The 16,397-nt window shown below is 48.7% G+C and carries 19 protein-coding genes, 1 tRNA gene and 1 pseudogene; 3 read left to right on the forward strand and 18 right to left on the reverse strand.

The features are described from left to right. Positions 1 to 89 precede the first annotated feature (89 nt). The gene (locus C162_RS13660; RefSeq protein WP_036695030.1) at positions 90 to 1,565 is read left to right on the forward strand and encodes an aminotransferase class I/II-fold pyridoxal phosphate-dependent enzyme; all 1,476 of its coding nucleotides are present in this window, start codon (positions 90 to 92) and stop codon (positions 1,563 to 1,565) included. Positions 1,566 to 1,642: 77 nt separating this feature from the next. Here the strand turns inward: C162_RS13660 and C162_RS13665 are convergent, their stop codons facing one another. From C162_RS13665 to C162_RS13690, 6 genes are all read right to left on the reverse strand, one after another. Continuing rightward, the gene (locus C162_RS13665) at positions 1,643 to 1,966 is read right to left on the reverse strand and encodes a DUF1292 domain-containing protein (protein ID WP_019911532.1); all 324 of its coding nucleotides are present in this window, start codon (positions 1,964 to 1,966) and stop codon (positions 1,643 to 1,645) included. A gap of 83 nt (positions 1,967 to 2,049) precedes the next feature. Beyond that, positions 2,050 to 2,604: a copper amine oxidase gene (locus C162_RS13670; RefSeq protein ID WP_036695031.1), complete on the reverse strand. Its 555-nt coding sequence runs from the start codon at positions 2,602 to 2,604 to the stop codon at positions 2,050 to 2,052. Positions 2,605 to 2,859: 255 nt separating this feature from the next. After that, entirely contained in the window at positions 2,860 to 3,096 is a 237-nt protein-coding gene (locus C162_RS13675) for a DUF3892 domain-containing protein (protein ID WP_036695032.1), read from the reverse strand. Positions 3,097 to 3,187: 91 nt separating this feature from the next. Next, on the reverse strand, positions 3,188 to 3,631 hold the full coding sequence (locus C162_RS13680; RefSeq protein ID WP_036695033.1) for a GNAT family N-acetyltransferase: 444 nt from the start codon (positions 3,629 to 3,631) through the stop codon (positions 3,188 to 3,190). Between the two features lie 109 nt (positions 3,632 to 3,740). Continuing rightward, positions 3,741 to 3,956 (reverse strand): hypothetical protein, encoded by a 216-nt coding sequence (locus tag C162_RS13685; RefSeq protein ID WP_036695034.1) that lies wholly within the window; start codon positions 3,954 to 3,956, stop codon positions 3,741 to 3,743. A 77-nt stretch (positions 3,957 to 4,033) separates the two neighbouring features. After that, complete coding sequence (locus C162_RS13690; protein ID WP_036695035.1) at positions 4,034 to 5,110, reverse strand: site-2 protease family protein; 1,077 nt, start codon at positions 5,108 to 5,110, stop codon at positions 4,034 to 4,036. Positions 5,111 to 5,613: 503 nt separating this feature from the next. On the opposite strand from C162_RS13690, the gene metG reads away from it, so the two are divergent. Continuing rightward, complete coding sequence (metG, locus tag C162_RS13695) at positions 5,614 to 7,263, forward strand: methionine--tRNA ligase (protein ID WP_036695036.1); 1,650 nt, start codon at positions 5,614 to 5,616, stop codon at positions 7,261 to 7,263. A gap of 208 nt (positions 7,264 to 7,471) precedes the next feature. Here metG and C162_RS13700 read toward each other — a convergent pair whose 3' ends face one another. The 7 genes and pseudogenes from C162_RS13700 to C162_RS13730 form a co-directional block, all read right to left on the reverse strand. Continuing rightward, positions 7,472 to 8,425 carry an aldo/keto reductase gene (locus tag C162_RS13700; RefSeq protein WP_036695037.1) on the reverse strand — a complete coding sequence of 318 codons (954 nt, stop codon included), beginning with the start codon at positions 8,423 to 8,425 and terminating at the stop codon, positions 7,472 to 7,474. A 157-nt stretch (positions 8,426 to 8,582) separates the two neighbouring features. Next, positions 8,583 to 9,392, reverse strand: coding sequence for a helix-turn-helix transcriptional regulator (locus tag C162_RS13705; protein WP_036695038.1), 810 nt, complete (start codon positions 9,390 to 9,392; stop codon positions 8,583 to 8,585). Positions 9,393 to 9,424: 32 nt separating this feature from the next. Next, positions 9,425 to 9,811: an NUDIX hydrolase gene (locus C162_RS13710; RefSeq protein ID WP_051493475.1), complete on the reverse strand. Its 387-nt coding sequence runs from the start codon at positions 9,809 to 9,811 to the stop codon at positions 9,425 to 9,427. A 192-nt stretch (positions 9,812 to 10,003) separates the two neighbouring features. After that, on the reverse strand, positions 10,004 to 10,849 hold the full coding sequence (locus tag C162_RS13715) for a lipase family protein (RefSeq protein ID WP_036695039.1): 846 nt from the start codon (positions 10,847 to 10,849) through the stop codon (positions 10,004 to 10,006). Between the two features lie 45 nt (positions 10,850 to 10,894). Next, entirely contained in the window at positions 10,895 to 11,722 is an 828-nt protein-coding gene (locus C162_RS13720) for a lipase family protein (RefSeq protein ID WP_036695134.1), read from the reverse strand. 259 nt (positions 11,723 to 11,981) lie between these two features. Further along, positions 11,982 to 12,053 (reverse strand) — tRNA-Val (locus tag C162_RS13725). 117 nt (positions 12,054 to 12,170) lie between these two features. Continuing rightward, a pseudogene (locus tag C162_RS13730) lies at positions 12,171 to 12,659 on the reverse strand (Rpn family recombination-promoting nuclease/putative transposase); the annotation flags it as partial. 598 nt (positions 12,660 to 13,257) lie between these two features. On the opposite strand from C162_RS13730, the gene C162_RS13735 reads away from it, so the two are divergent. After that, positions 13,258 to 13,788 (forward strand): GNAT family N-acetyltransferase, encoded by a 531-nt coding sequence (locus C162_RS13735; RefSeq protein WP_036695040.1) that lies wholly within the window; start codon positions 13,258 to 13,260, stop codon positions 13,786 to 13,788. A gap of 135 nt (positions 13,789 to 13,923) precedes the next feature. Here C162_RS13735 and C162_RS13740 read toward each other — a convergent pair whose 3' ends face one another. The 5 genes from C162_RS13740 to C162_RS13755 form a co-directional block, all read right to left on the reverse strand. Beyond that, positions 13,924 to 14,319 carry a LytTR family transcriptional regulator DNA-binding domain-containing protein gene (locus C162_RS13740; RefSeq protein ID WP_036695041.1) on the reverse strand — a complete coding sequence of 132 codons (396 nt, stop codon included), beginning with the start codon at positions 14,317 to 14,319 and terminating at the stop codon, positions 13,924 to 13,926. A 17-nt stretch (positions 14,320 to 14,336) separates the two neighbouring features. After that, positions 14,337 to 14,474 carry a cyclic lactone autoinducer peptide gene (locus tag C162_RS35390; protein ID WP_083677765.1) on the reverse strand — a complete coding sequence of 46 codons (138 nt, stop codon included), beginning with the start codon at positions 14,472 to 14,474 and terminating at the stop codon, positions 14,337 to 14,339. Further along, complete coding sequence (locus C162_RS13745) at positions 14,474 to 15,001, reverse strand: accessory gene regulator ArgB-like protein (protein ID WP_036695042.1); 528 nt, start codon at positions 14,999 to 15,001, stop codon at positions 14,474 to 14,476. The genes C162_RS35390 and C162_RS13745 overlap by 1 nt, the downstream gene beginning before the upstream one ends. After that, on the reverse strand, positions 14,994 to 15,617 hold the full coding sequence (locus C162_RS13750) for a hypothetical protein (protein ID WP_051493476.1): 624 nt from the start codon (positions 15,615 to 15,617) through the stop codon (positions 14,994 to 14,996). Before C162_RS13750 ends, C162_RS13745 begins: the two co-directional genes overlap by 8 nt. A gap of 184 nt (positions 15,618 to 15,801) precedes the next feature. Further along, positions 15,802 to 16,368: a hypothetical protein gene (locus tag C162_RS13755; RefSeq protein ID WP_036695043.1), complete on the reverse strand. Its 567-nt coding sequence runs from the start codon at positions 16,366 to 16,368 to the stop codon at positions 15,802 to 15,804. Between the last annotated feature and the right edge of the window lie 29 nt (positions 16,369 to 16,397).

Consider the following 16,397-nt stretch of genomic DNA (forward strand, 5'->3'; position numbering starts at 1 on the left):
GTAGAAATAGGTATTCTGCCCCTCCGGGGACGCCTTTTGCTTCAGCGAAATCTAAAACTACTCTTCGCGAAAGGTTGTGACAGCATTAAATGAATCAACAAGCTACTCCCCTCTTCACTGCTCTCAAAAAGCATGCCGCCGGAAATCCAGTTCAATTCCATATTCCGGGACATAAGAAGGGGCTAGGGACCGATGCCGAATTCCGTGAGTTTATCGGCGATAACGCTCTATCCATAGATTTGATCAATATTGCACCGCTTGATGATCTTCATCAGCCCACCGGGGTTATTCTTGAAGCTCAGAAGCTGGCTGCAGAGGCTTTCGGCGCCGATTACACCTATTTCAGTGTACAAGGCACGAGCAATGCCATCATGACTATGATCCTCTCTGTCTGCTCAGAAGGAGACAAAATTATTGTGCCGCGCAATATTCACAAATCGGTGATGTCGGCCATTATTTTCTCCGGAGCCAAGCCTATTTTCGTCTCTCCTGTACAGGATGAGAATCTTGGGATAGACCACGGCATAACCACCAGCTCGCTGGAACGGGCTTTAAGGCGCCATCCGGATGCCAAGGGTGTCCTCGTTATCAATCCAACGTATTTTGGCGTATGCGCCGACCTCCGTTCGATTGTCGACCTGGCCCATAGTTACGGGGTTCCCGTACTTGTGGACGAGGCACATGGAGTACTGATTCATTTTCATGAGGACTTACCGGTATCGGCCATGCAGGCCGGTGCAGACCTGGCAGCAACCAGTGTGCATAAGCTGGGCGGCTCCATGACGCAGAGCTCGGTACTGAACCTCAATGCCAAGACGGGTCTTGTCAACCCACAGCGGGTACAGACCATTCTCAGCATGCTGACCACCACTTCAACTTCATATATTCTGCTTGCCTCTCTGGATACCTCCAGACGCAACCTTGCCCTGAACGGTCATGAGATGGCGGCGAGAACCATTGCCCTGTCCAATTATGCCCGTAACTCGATTAATGAGATCGAGGGGCTGTACAGCTTCGGCAAAGAAATTCTCGGAACAGAAGCTACCTTCAATCATGATCCGACGAAGCTGAACATCCATGTCCGGCATCTGGGCATTACCGGTTACGAGACTGAGAACTGGCTCCGGCAGAAGTATAACATCGAAGTTGAACTCAGCGACATGTATAATATTCTTTGCCTGATTACCCCTGGAGATACACAGGAATCGGTAGATAAGCTGCTTGCGGCCTTGCAGGTGCTCTCAGCGATCCATTACAGCAAGGGTGAAATCTATGAGCTTAAGGTACAGGTGCCGAATATCCCGCAGCTGGCCCTGATCCCGAGAGATGCCTTCTACGCGGATACGCAGCTGGTTCCTTTCCGGGAATCTGCCGGCTATATCATTGCAGAATTCATCTACGTCTATCCGCCGGGAATTCCAATTCTTCTCCCTGGAGAAGTTATTACCCAGGATAATATCGACTATATCATCGACCATGTAGAAATCGGACTGCCTGTCAAAGGACCCGAGGACCGCAGCATTACCAATGTGAAGGTGATCGTCGAAGCAGAGCCTATCTCCTAAGGCTTGTCCTATAGCAGTGCGACATGCAAAACCCCGATACGTATAGAGTATCGGGGTTTTGCATGAATGCCTGAAATCTATTCTTGCTGGGCAAGCAGCTCGTTATAAGCTTCTTCAACAGCTTTCCATTCAGCCTCATCTTCAATGTTGTACAGAACCATTTCCTCGTCTTCTTCTTCCATACGAAGGATGATTCCGTCTGCTTCAGGATTCTCGCGCTCAAGCAGCAGGGCGTACAACTTCTCGCCTACGTCGAACGTTTCCACCAGTACCATTTCTACATCTTCGCCCTGCTCGTTCGTCAAGGTCAGCACAAACTCCTCGTGCTCATGGTCGTGATCATGTCCGCAACCGCATGCTTCACCATGTTCATGGCCATGCTCATGTTTGTGATCGCTCATTGTAATACCTCACTTTAATTGAATTATCCTACATTTGGTATCGTAACACGTAAGATAAGGACAGGTCAATTTGCAGGAGGGACTTAATTCTTGGATGAGGCCGTAACTACCTTCTCGGACACAAGAATGTAATCTCCGTTCCTCGCTGCCTTCATGAAGAACCCTACGCTATATTTGCCCGGTTCCTTGAAATCATAGGTGAACTCCGGTGTGGAGAACCAGAAATCCTCATTCTTGGAGCCGACGGCATCCTCGAGAATATCCTTCACATTACCGGAAGGGTCGGTGATTGCCACCTTCACGGCAGCGATGCTGTCCTTCAGGCTGTCCACCTGCGTTAGAATCTTCATCTTCAGCTTACCTGTGTTGACATTGCCGAATACCGTGTCGCCTTTGAACAGTACGATATGAACATTCGGCTTGAGGATCGTCACTCTGCCCGAGCCGTCCCAGCTGACGACGCCCCCTGCCTCTCTGGCGGGAATATAGGTCTTGCCGTCAATCAAATAGCCGCCATCGGCTATTTCCTTTCCATTGCTCCATACTTTGATCTTCTGGTTCACAGCGTCCGCGAACAAATAGGAGCTTCCCATCATGAAAAACACAACCGTGCACAGAGCAATTTTTCTCCATCTCATTGTAAAGCCCCTCCAAATAATTCATGCTGTTAATGTATACTGTTAAGCCTTCGACAAGTTGCGCAGAATTCAGGGATTTATTTCTTTTTGCAGAAGAAAAGAAAATCAAGCCCTCGTGCAACCGGTTTCGGCTTGTACGCAGACCTTAACGATGCATGGCAAGGGAGTCCGAAGTCGCCCTTAGCACATAGAAACGGCCGGACTTCAGCGCCTGTAAGACGCCTGTCCGGCCGTTCCCCTGTTATCTATGCCCGGCTAAAATTGCGGAAGCTGATCCAGATTATTCGTAGGATCTCCATCTGCATCGCCGCGGATATACATTTCACCGTCTTTGCCCTTAAATACATTGACCCCTGCGATGCTGCCGGACTGAACCTCCTGAAGAGCCTGCTGATAATCCAGCACACGCCCGGAGGAGGTCTGGAACCCGGTCAGGTCCCCGTCACCGTTACGTTTGGCGGCAATAAAGCGTTCCCGTTCTTGATTCATCACTTAGGATCGTCTCCTTCGCACTAGAATTAGCCAGCTACCCTGGCCCTATTCTAGCTTGTCCATCGCAGCGAAAGAGTATGTACCCGGCAGATTACAGAGCCTTACTCATTCTGACATGCAGAATCCCGGCATCATAGAAAGGTTCCTTGGAGATCACTTCATAGCCAAGCTTGCGGTAAAAGGGTTCTGCTTGACACTGGGCATCCAGAATGGATGCTTGCAGACCCAGCTCACGTGCGCGTTCTTCCATAGCCAGCAGCAGGATACGTCCGCATCCCTTAGCGCGGAAGGCCTCCTGAACGGCTATCCGCTGCATCTTGGCTGTGTCCGCTTTATAATAGATCATCCGGCCGGTTGCAGCCGGATGTTCGCCCTCCATGAGCAGGAAATGATGCACATGCTCACTAATGACATCATATTCGTCGATTTCCTCTTCTACCGGCACCTTCTGTTCTTCCACAAATACCTTCTTGCGGATCTCCAGCGCCATTTGAAGCTGCTCCTCTGTAGTAACATGTACAATTTCCACTGCCATCTCCCTGGCTCCTCTCTATAGGTCCAATCAATATGGAGCATTATACAGAATTATTAATATCCTGTATAGAGCCTGAGAGCTTCCGGGCAGGGAACCACTGACACTGATTTCAGGGAGTGTCATAGACCTCCTCGGGAATCGAGCGGTCATACACATCCCGCAGAACCGGTGAGGTCAGGCTATCCCGTGAATTCAGACTCCCGTCCAGTCCGGTCATGTTGTGAACATCCGAATATTCAGGAATCTCCTTGCCTGACGCACATCCGGCGATTCCCAGAAGGAGACAGGCTCCAATCCATAATAGACATACTCTTGCCATGCGCATTGTTATTACCCCCTCATCCTTCTCGGCTCTTTACAGCTTTGACGAATCGGGAGATTCATAAACGAAATTTTTCAGATTTACAGATTTACATTGCCGACCACATGGACAAGATACATCATTCCCCCCAGAAAGGCGGCAAGTGCAAAATATGCAGCCCCATATCTCAAGCGGGAAGCAGCAGGCACTTCATAATACTTATCATTGTCATGGATCGTAAAGCTGATCTCACAGGTCATCTTCATATGAAGGCTGGTGTCCACATACAGCTGGTCGAGCTGCACGACTTTGACTTTTCCGATCAACGACTGTACTGGCAGGGTTGTCGTTCCATAGTAATCCAAGTTATCCCAACGTACCCCGACAAACTGCTGGCGGTTCAAATCACTGTAGGTGGTGAACGGCAGCTCCCGTTTATGCTCAGGGCCGGGGATCAGATACCCTTGCTCCTGCAGATCCCCGATGGGGATCAGGAAGCTTTTGAGCACCGTATGCATCTGGCTCTTCGTACGCCGGCTGATGTACTTCTTATACATATCATAGGCGAACATTACCCAGATGATGCCGAACAGGATAGATTTCAGATAGATGATTACAGCTAATCCTCCAATGAGCCCTACCAGCCATAACCAGCGGGTAACTGCCGTGGCAATTCTCCCCCCGTCCAGCGGATGGATCGGCAGCAGATTAATCAGATTTAGGAAGAAGCCGATGTAGGCCAGTGAATATAACAAGGGGCTATGATAATAATAGGCAGCTCCGAACACGATCAGTGCACCGATACTCCCCAATATAGGACCGCCAAAAGCGACATAAGCTTCCTCTCTGGCATCCAGCGGCTGCTTCTTCATCGTAATCAGTGCGCCCATAAAAGGAATGAACAGCGGAGCGCTTACCGGCAGTCCGATCCGCTTGGCAGCGATAACATGACCGATCTCATGAACGAATAATAACGCAACGAAGCCCACAGCGAATTGCCATGGTGAAATTAGTGCATAGGCCCAGATCGATATCATCATGGAGATCAGCGGACCTGCGATTTTCCCCAGCTTAAGCAGAGAGATAATAGCCTTTCCCTTAAGGAGTAGCAGTACCGCCCCGCTGCCCAGCCATCCCCATGCGCCCGAGCTTTTTTTCTCCTGTTTGTTTTCCTGCAATAGTCTCAATCTCCTTTTGATCTCTGTGTCGCTTCACTTCCAGGCCACGGAACAAGCACTCTTCTGCTTCCCGTTGCCCTTACTCTCTACTGTCGCACAGGAGTGCGGTGGATTGCAAATAGACTTATGATGTTGACAAATCTCCCGGCCTGCATATATGATATCCAGTAATTAGGATAACCACAATAGCTGCGAAGAGAAAGAGTACCCTGGTAATTCTTCCACAGAGAGCTCCGGCCGGTGAAAAGGAGCAAAGAAGACCCTCGGGAATATGGTCTCAGAGCTGCGCACCGAACCCCGGCATGAACGGGTCGTAGGCTGCGCCGGAACCCGCATCCGTTACCATGCTAGGGTATACCCGCTTATTTTCTGCGGACGTACCTGAAGAGGTGAATGCTGCGAGGCATTGATGAATTTGGGTGGTAACACGTGAGCACAGGCTCTCGTCCCTTTAGGGGATGAGTGCCTTTTTTGCGTCCAATTAATTTGAGGAGGAGAGAAATATGACTAACATTTTTATCGGAGGGGCTTGGCCTTATGCCAACGGCTCCCTGCATCTGGGCAGACTCGCCAGCATTCTTCCGGGAGATATTCTGGCCCGCTACCACCGTGCCAAAGGTGACGCTGTACTCTATGTATCCGGCAGTGACTGCCATGGGACTCCTGTTGCTGTACAGGCGGCGCAGGAGGGGGTAACGCCGGGTGAATTCGCCAGCCGGTATCATGAGGAGTTCGCCGATTGCTTCCGCGCCTTAGGCTTCACTTATGACTTGTATACCCGGACCGATCAGACACATCACCACAGTACGGTGCAGGAGCTGTTCCTTAAGCTGCTGGATCACGGATATCTGTACCAGAAACCCGGTCTCCAGTGCTATTGTGGGCAAGATCAGCGCTTCTTGCCAGACCGTTATGTCCATGGCCTCTGTCCGGTCTGCGGACAGCAGGCCCGGGGGGACCAATGCGATTACTGTTCAACGATTCTCGATCCGGTGGATCTGCTGGAGCGCATATGTGCCCTCTGCGGCTCTAAGCCTGTGCTGCGCTCAACTCAGCATTACTACCTGTCGCTGTCCAGCTTTCAGCAAGCACTCACAGAATATGCTGATTCCGCACAAGGCTGGAGAGATAATGCCGTCCGGTTAACCCGCAGATATCTGCAGGAAGGCCTGCAGGACCGGGCAGCAACACGCGATCTGGACTGGGGCGTGGATGTCCCCATCGACGGCTTCTCAGACAAAAAAATCTATGTCTGGATCGAAGCCGTCAGCGGATATCTGTCCGCCAGCAAGCAATGGGCGGCGGAGACGGGCAACCGGTGGGAGGATTTCTGGTCTGTAGCGTCCGCACAAGATAACGATGGGCAGCCGCCTATAACTGCTTACTACGTGCACGGCAAGGACAATATTCCCTTTCACAGCCTGATCTGGCCGGCTCTCCTGCTCGGAGCTGAGGAACTGCATCTGCCGGACCGGATCTTCTCTTCTGAATACCTGACCCTGGAAGGGCAGAAATTCTCCACCAGCCGCAACTGGGCGGTCTGGGTGCCGGATATTCTCAGCCGGTATGACCCGGACTCGGTCCGTTATTTCCTGACTGCGAACGGTCCCGAGAAGCGGGATGCCGACTTCTCCTGGAGAGAGTTTATCTATAGCCATAACAGCGAGCTGCTGGGCGCGTTCGGCAATTTCGTCAACCGCAGCCTCGTATTCGTGAATAAGTTCTGGAACGGCAGAGTTCCAGATGGAGTCTTGGACGAAGCATGGGTTAGCAGTCTTAAGGATCTGTATAAGGAGGCAGGAAGTCTGATTGAAGCCGGACATTTCAAGGAAGCTCTGGAATTCATCTTCTCGCATATCCGCCTGGCTAACAAGTATTTCGATCAGCAGCAGCCGTGGCTCCAGATCAAGCATGATCCTGCGGCCGGGGGCAACACGCTGTACACTTGTGTTCAGATTATTGCCAACCTGGCTAACCTGCTGAACCCGTTCATTCCTTTCTCCTGCGAGAAGATTAGAGGCTTCCTGTCCATAGAACAGTCTGTATGGCATCCGGTATCCGTCCTTGCAAAGCAGCCTATACTGGAGCTTGAATTACTGTTTGAGCGGATAGAGGTGCAACGGATAGAAGAGGAGTTGGAGCGGATGGGTTAAGTGGAAACGGTATTTCCGTCCTTTTAGAGGACGGTACCGTTTCAGCGAGAAAGATATGGATACTTATAGCGCGAAGCATATACATTCTTATCTTTAAAAAAAGCGTTCTTCCCCGCATACCGCTCACCAAAGCAAGCGGTGCAGAGAAGAACGCTCCGGGAATTTAATCTGGATGAATACACAACGGCTGTCCGCTCTGTATGATAACTTAGTTCTGGCCGGGGTAACGCGCTCCGGCTGCAACCCCTTGCGGGGATATCTGCTCAATCTGCGCGAGATCCTCCTCAGTTAATGTAACCTGAAGTGCTCCGAGGTTCTCTTCTAAGCGCTCCAGCCGCTTCGTGCCGGGAATCGGTACAATCCGATCTCCTTGTGCCAGAAGCCAGGCTAAGGCAAGCTGTGCCGGGGCGCAGCCTTTCTCAGCTGCCATCTGCCCGATCAGTGAGACGACCTCCAGGTTCCGGGTGAAGTTCTCTCCTTGGAACCGCGGGTAATGCCGGCGGTAATCATCCTCCGGCAGATCATCGAAGCGCTTGATCTGTCCAGTCAGAAAACCACGGCCAAGCGGGCTATAAGGAACGAAGCCGATGCCCAGCTCCTTGACCAGCGGAAGAATCTCATCCTCCACCTCCCGGCTCCAGAGCGAATACTCTGTCTGCAGCGCGGTCAACGGATGCACCGCATGTGCCCGGCGGATCAGTTCAGGCGAAGCCTCAGATAAGCCGATATAGCGGATCTTCCCTTCCTTGACGAGATCAGCCAGTGTACCGGCGGTTTCTTCAATAGGAGTGTTCGGATCAGGACGGTGCTGATAGTACAGATCGATATAATCTGTGCCGAGATGATAGAGGCTGGCATCTACGGATTTTTTGATATAGGCCGGGTCTCCCTTGGGTCCCTGAGTATGCGTAATGCCGAATTTGGTCGCAATCACAGCCTGATCTCTCCGGCCCTTAAGCGCCCGCCCGAGAAGCCGTTCATTGCCGCCGAAGCGCTGCTGCTCGAAGGCTCCATAGATATCCGCTGTGTCCAGCAGAGTTACGCCCAGATCAAGCGCGCCATGAATGGTTCGTACAGACTCTTCATTATCCGGCATCATCATCGTTCCAAGTCCCAGAGCCGATACGCTCAGCCCTTCGTTCCCGAGTGTTCTTGTATGCATATGGTTGCCTCCCTCTTGTACCTGTAATAGATCTTACGAACATGTCCTTATTCTAACTGTCCTGCCGTGGAGCAGCCACAGTACGTTTATGCTAGTAAGATCATTACCAGGGAGCAGCAACAGACCAGTAAGACATGTGCCTTCAGATGATCCTCTGCTAGGTTATGACAGGGGTATAGATACAAATATGCAGGCCCGGGTGATCCGCCAGATTGGCCATCGAATTAATGTCATAGACTACAGGCTCACCTGTAACCAGGCTCTCTATAACTACACGGTTGACCCTTTTCCCCTGAATATTGTGCTGCTTCCACATCTCGGCGAAATCTGCACTGTCCTCCAAAAGCTGATCGACCATCTCCTTGTGCCAAGGATCATGCAGGTTCAAGTCATAATAGGTTCTGTACACACCTACTGAATGTAAGGCGAACTCCTCCCAGTTCAGCATCCGGCAGCGCAGCTCCAGATCCAGGAACAGAAGACGCATCATAATGCGCTCAGAAGCAGACAGACCTCCGAAATCACTAAGCACTTCACTTGCTTTATCATTCCAGGCCAGTACCTCAGACCGCTCATTCGTAATAAAAGACGGATAAGTCAATTGCCGGATAATATCCCGCCACTGCGGGTTCAACTCCGGACTGACCGTATCTATAGAAGCAAGTGTATCCGGCAAGCCAGGATTCCAGAGCTCGAATAGGTGTTTACGCTCATCTGCCGACAACCGCAGCGCCTGACTGAGACTCTCCATGACCTCTCTGGAGGCGATAACCTCCCTGCCTTGCTCCAGCCATGTATAATACGTACTGCTGAGACCGGCCAGAACCGCAACCTCTTCCCGCCGCAGCCCCGGTGTTCTGCGCTGACTGTTCGTTTCCTTAATCCCTACAGCTTCGGGCTGCAGACGGTCCCGGCGTGATCTCAGGTATTCGCCAAGACGCTTAAACCTCGAAATCTCATTACTCATGAGCTGGGCCTCCTTTCAGCATTACAATTGACTCACAGCTGCTTTAAATACTCACACACTCTCGCATATAGCGTGGGGTAGATCCCCGGGTAGGTCACCGCCTGCGGCAGCTCGCTGAAGCTTCGAAGCTCCGCCATTTCGTACGGGGGCAAAGTTCCGAACCTTTTGACATCTGCATAATACAACATCCCGTAGCTCTCTGCCAGCTCATCACTGCTGACCGAATAGATGCATAGCGGATGTAGCTCATATTCTTCAGCACCTGTCTCTTCGTAGAGCTCTCTTACCGCAGCTTCTCCGGGACTCTCACCTGCCTCAATATGCCCGCCCGCAAACCCCCACGTGGACCGCTCACGGTGCCGCACCAGCACCCAATCCTCCCCTTGCTTCATAAAAATCACTACATATGTAAGACTCACCTCAGGGCACTCCGCTTCATACAACGTTACGATTATGACTTTACTCCACCTTTTTTGTTGGTTAGAATCTTCCATACAGCTGCAATTATTGTAGTATTATATGGATGGGGTGTCGTGGGTTTTTGTCACTTTTTTCATTGCCCGCAGAGTAACCCGCACGATCAACGCTAGGATCATCCATCTGAGGACAGCCTATTCTTCGTCTTCTTCCTCCGCACTGCATATTCCTATAAACGGAACACATAATCCCGTATCTGGACAAAACCCCGGGTTATCGGCACATAATAATTTGGTGAAATCAGGACTTCGTTGGCTTAGGAATTTGAAATAGCAGACAATCTCATGATTGCGGACAGGCAAACTGTTCAATTGGAAAGAGATCGGAACCTTCGTGTTTACATGCCTATAAAACAAACCGTTCTTGGTAAATGGAGGCGGATACGCAATAGCCGGTAAAGTCGGAATAATGTCATGGATGTTGATAATACGAAAACTATTTTTTACCGTTCGGTTGAATGGGGAAGTGAAGTCCGGGTCTCCGACCCGTGGACTGCCGTACGTATATGCGGCAATATTCTGAAATCGTGTGTTTGCCGAAATATCGAAGGCAGCTAACACGGCTAATGCTCCACCCAAACTGTGGCCTGCAACCCACAGCATTTTGGCTGCGGAAAGCTTGTTCAATGCTCCTATCAGCTCATTTCTTGCCGATTGATAGATGCGAGTGAATCCGCGATGGGTGTTACCGGCATTTCTGACGAAGGGGTAGGGTACTTGATATAAATCCTGATCCGACTCATTGTCCTTGAATGTTCGGGTTCCTCTAAAAACTATCACGATATTATCCTTCGACTCCGCGATATAACCGAATACTTCCTCCTCCGGCTCCTCGACACCGGCAAGAGCGCGAATGGTGAAGCGAAGCAAATAGCCTTTAGGCAATACCAGCTTATCGTGCTCAAATTGCTGATAAGACTGCGCGATCATGGCCGCAAGCAAGATTGCCTGTTCATTGTTGAACATACCTGAACGCTTCATATAGGTAACTCCTTCCTTGCATTCAATTCTCAGGCGGACAGACTTTCAACAACCTTCAAACGGAAAACACATGCTGGTATCAGGACAAAATCCCGGATTATCTTCGCATAATGATTTGGCAAAAAGAGGGTTTTTGCGGCTCAGGTTTTTAAAATAGCAGGCAATTGAGTCATTGCGCGGCACATCGTTCCATTGAAAAGTGATCGGGATCTTCGTTTTTACATGCCGATAGATTAAACCTTTCTTTGTAAATGGAGGCAGATACCTTCGGGCGGGGAAAGTGGGGAATGAATCATGAACGTTGACGATTCGCGCACTGTGTGTGACCGTCCTGTTAAAGCGGGAAACGAAGTCAGGGTCTCCGATGCGTGGACTACCGTATGTATAGACAAATGGATGCTTGAATCGGGTGTTTACCGCAATATCCAAAGCGGCCAGCGTGGCCAAAGCTCCGCCGTAGTTGTGACCGGTAACATACAACTTTTTTGTTGTGGCAAGCTTATTTAATTCCCGGATGATTTGGTTTCGGGTTGATCGATACAGGCAGGTAAAGCCGCGCGACGTTCTCCCACCGTTTCGGACGAATGGATACGGGATCAAAAAGATATCATAGGAGGCAAGAAGATCTGCCGGATACGAAGCGTATCCTCTGAACGCAACAACGATTTGATCCGGCGACTCAGCAATAAATCCGAATACAAGCTCTGTAGGATTCTCAACGTCGGCAAAAGCGCGGATCGTAAAACGAAGTTTGAAGCCTTTGGGCAAAACCAGCTTTCCCTCGAAAAAGAACGGGTACGTCTGATAGCTAATCGCTGAGAGAAATATGGCTGTTTTGCTGTCAAAAACAGGCGGCTTGTATCCGAAACCCATCTTATCATTTCCTTTCCGCTTTTTGGGCTTATTCATCTTCGTTTTTCTCTCATATTCATCTCCTATTACTGTTCCTGGCCCTCGATTATTAATATGTAACTCATCCCTAAATGATGACGTCGCCAGCTGGCAAGGTAGTTGAGAAAGCTTTTATAAGAATGGAATTTACGGTACCAAATAGGCGCCAATTTCAAATTAGGCACGTTTTAAAAGTTCCATAAAAAGCAAAAAAGCCTTGAATCTCAAGGCTTTCTGCGTATAGGACGGATGGGGTTCGAACCCATGACCCCTACCCTGTCAAGATAGTGCTCTCCCGCTGAGCTACCGTCCTGCAACGAGATTTATAATAACACAGGACGTGAGGAAATGGCAAGATATTTTTATGATATGAATGAAAGTGCTTTGCCCTTGTTAAATTTTCACTGCAACGGTGTTAATTTCGCAATATTTCCGCCAGGAACTCCAGCGTATCCATTGCTTTTTTCAACATCGGTTCATTCATGGTCAGCACCTCCCAGTTTGGTTGTTCAACACCCTTCAGGAATAATAACCAGTTAATCAGTCCGCCAGTTAATGGAACGGCCTGCTCCTCGAGCTTTGTTAATTCCATCACATGAATTTCCAGATCGTTATTCAACTGAATCCCGGTGTGATCTTCACGAAGGTGAAACACATTATGATGACGGTCATTAGGGAGACAGGAGTAGTTCAGTATATTGATCGTCACACACTTCTTCAATTGACTGTAGTCGTCGCCTTTTTGAATTTGGTGGTAATACATCTCGCTCCAGTAGAAAAGTGTCCGCTTCTCCATATTGTATGGATTGAACAGCTGCATTTCGATGTTGATCCGTTTGCCCTCAGCCGTCTTGGCCTTGATGTCCAGAATTGACTGTTTCTCCGCTGGAGCATCCTTATCTGTGTACGGATTCATTAGGGCGTGTCTTAAAACTAGATATTGCTTGCAACACATAACCGTAGCATAATTTTACAAGGACGCAATGACGAGGAGCTTGTAAAAGATGCGAAGACGCCACGAAATCAAAGACCAGATTTTTAAGCTTTGCCTTTCTCGCTTCCGCGATGATTCTGTTGAAGTAGCTTCATTCCCGAGGGGGACGCAATACCAAATAGCGGGGTTCGCCGGCCTCCATAAAGGTACTGTTGAGGAAAGCCAGCCTTTTGTGCCCCATATATTTCTATTTTGTCCCCAAAGCTCAAAGAAAAATACAAGCACATCCTTTATCTTCAGCCCTCTCCATTGCGCAATATATTTGAGAGGAACGAATCATCTAAGTTACTTAGCTCTCACAATAAATAGGACATGTTGATATGTTGATAGATTCGAGGTTGCCACCAAGCAGAGTCCCCCTCTTTGTGAAGACTTGTTGAAGCAGTCCTGAATTGATGTTAACTTCCTCCCCTGTATTCTATATAATAGAGGCAGCTTACACACGGAAAGGACTGAACTATGCGCAGATATCAATAGTTGTACCTCACCAAGACCATATATATTTAATGGAGGTAACTTATTGATGATTACAGAATTACAAACCGAGAGATTAGTATTAAGACAAATGCGCACCGCCGATTCAACCAGTCTCTTCTCGATCTGGTCCGATCCTGAAGTCACCCGGTTTATGAATATCAGCAGCTTCACGGATGAGTGTCAGGCCGTAGAGATGATTGAGCTGCTTGATAATCTAGCCACCGAGAATCAGGCGATCCGCTATTCCATCATGGAAGCAGAATCCGGCCGGATTATCGGCTCCTGTGGTTTCAATACACTGGACTATGACAATGCCAAGGCAGAGATCGGTTATGACCTTAGCCGCGAGTGCTGGGGAAAAGGATATGTGCCTGAAGCCCTTCGCGCGCTAATAGATTATGCGTTTGATACACTGGGCTTCAATAGAATAGAAGCAAAGGCCCAGCCTGCTAATATCAATTCTATTAAAGTACTGCAGAAATTAAACTTCTCGCTGGAAGGAACACTGAGACAGTGCGAGCAGTCCAAAGGAGCCTTCATTGATCTGTGTATGTATTCCAAGTTAGCTACTGATTAGGATAATCTGAATAAAGGCTGGCCCTAGGCGCTTCAGAATGAACAGCGCAGGTCAGCCTTATTTGATGTACCGTTAAAGAATCTACTCCTCGCTTCTCAGCCTGGAAAAGACCGCAAACCCCCATAAAAAATAAAGCTACCACTGGGGCAGCTCCACTAATATAATATCCGATTCGAATGTCTTTACGTATTTGAGAATTTCTTTATAGCCCTTCTCTGACAGAAAACACTTTTGTTCGACTCCTCTGTGGTCTTCCCCAAAATAAGCAATATGAAACGTCTTATCCAACTGGATAATGTTAGAAACCTGAATTAACGTGTTTCTATCTGCTAGAACGAAATTATATCCTGAACTGGCCAGGGTATTAAGCCAATATTTCAGCGTACCTACTGTATAAAAGGTCTGATCGTACGTATGGACAATGATCCGATAGATAGTCCGTTCAAATTCCATAAAAGTTATTTTTTCAATATCTAGCGAGAATACACCAGTGTTTCCCTCTGTGTCTCTAGTAACAGATATAGTGCTCAAAGGGATCAACTCCAATGTTATTTAAGTAGCTCTTCAGGAACCTCTGGTTGGTTAATGTACAGGACACTGGCTGTAACCAACACAAGAATTGCCGCCATAGCAGATAAACCAGAAGCAAGTTTGTACACTGCTTTACGTTGCAAGGATTTCATCATTAAGTATTCACCTCCCTTCTAGCGATAATCAGACTGAGGGATTGTGCCAAAAAGCTGGCCGCGATAACAGATGATCCTGCAACGATATTGGCAGCGACAAGCAGTAACGCCACAATTCTCAGCTTAGGCCAATGCCGCCTGGGAATCCGGGTTTGTCGTTCAATCCCAATGGGCGCCAGCCATAGAACCACTAACAGACTAGCTGCATTCATTAGCATAACGTAAAAGGAGCTAACCTCCACAAAGGACAGGACTGTGAACAAGCTTACCGTAAACAAGACACAGGCTATACCGGATCTGAGATGGGCCCCGCCGGACACTTGACGCAATAAGGCAAAGGAGATCAAAATCTGCAAAGCTTCACTTGTCCTCCCCGTCCAAATAGATACTAACAGTGTCAACGCAATTATAAACACCACATTAAGCACCACACTGATAGCAAACTTCAGGACAGCATAGGATGCCGGGTGCTCTGGAACGATATTTTTAATCGTAAGTGCCAGCTTGGCGGACATGGATTCAAGCATCTTCCCGCTCCTTCCGGGTAGAGTAGTAAAGAAGGAATGCAGACATCACTAGAAAAATCAAAACATTTAGCAGAATGTCATTATAGTAGAGCAGGACGGAAACACCTATCACGAAACCGAAAATCAGCACTGACAGCAGAATATCTTCTAATTTAAACCGAAGCTTATCGAGATCGAACGTGAAGCCCTTGCCTTTACGGTAAATATAGCTAAAAGCCGCGAACACCACTACCGCTGTCATCAGCTGAAGGAAATATCCTTCCGCCACACCGGTAATATTTGAAATGGAGCCAAAGACAAGAAGTACAATAATCGTCTGGATTACGGCAAACATAGCATAACCTGATATCGTTGCGATGATTGACAGGACGAGGGGCATCCTGACTACAGCTGTGAAAAACATGATAAAAATCAAGATTAAAACAAGTGGTGCCACATTCGACATTCCCAGCTCATTTCGCAATAGATAGCTCTGAAGGTTGTTCAGCAAGATGACGAATAGGACCTGCCATATGTACCATCTCCATTTGAATCTATAGAGAGACATAATCAAATAATAGAGCGCAAGCGTCTCTATGGTTGAAAAAAACATAAAACCTACAGGTTCCCATGACAAACCATTTACACCGCCTTACTAATTTCGTTCACAAGATTAATTATATAACTCCACCGTGCTTGACGTATACTACTTAATTACAAAATTCGACACTTTTTGCTCAATGACAAAAAAACATCCGTTGGCCGCTCTGAATCGAGCCTCAACGAATGTTCCTCTGTTTACAACAGTTTGGCTGTCTGTATTATAATTCAGACCAAATCACGTTAACCTCAACGGTTCCCTCCTGAGATGCAAGCGGACCGCCAATGATTGACCAGCTCTGCTTATCGTCCTTCGTCGTGCCTTGAATGATCAGATTCTTGGGATCAATAGTCTTCACAGACTGATCGCCCAGCTTAGAGACCAGATAATCATCATAGAGCTTCGTTACCGATTCCATACTATCCGTTGTTCTAAAAATCAGCAATGCTGTCTTCTTGCCCTCATTCTCCTCCGCATTCGAAAGAATGGTCTCCGTTACATTCTCCGGCATCGGGAAATCCTCCGGCAGGTATTTCGGCAGGTCCGCAGATCCGGCAGCCGTCTCGTTGCTTCCAGCTGTCGCCTCAGGAGTCTGCTCCGGCTCTGCCGTTGGTGCTGGGGTCTGCTCAGCCTCTGTTGTCGGCGCAGGAGTCTGGACACTCTCTGTTGCCGGTGCAGTGGTCTGCATCGATTCGGTTGACGGCTTATCCTCGGCATTACCGCAGGCACTGAGGGCCAATAGAGACAACGTCAAGGATAAGGACATTATTAGTTTTTTGGTATACATCTTCTCACTCCTCATCAATTCTTGAACAG

It is taken from the genome of Paenibacillus sp. FSL R7-269 (genome assembly GCF_000517865.1).
GTDB lineage: Bacteria > Bacillota > Bacilli > Paenibacillales > Paenibacillaceae > Paenibacillus_AQ.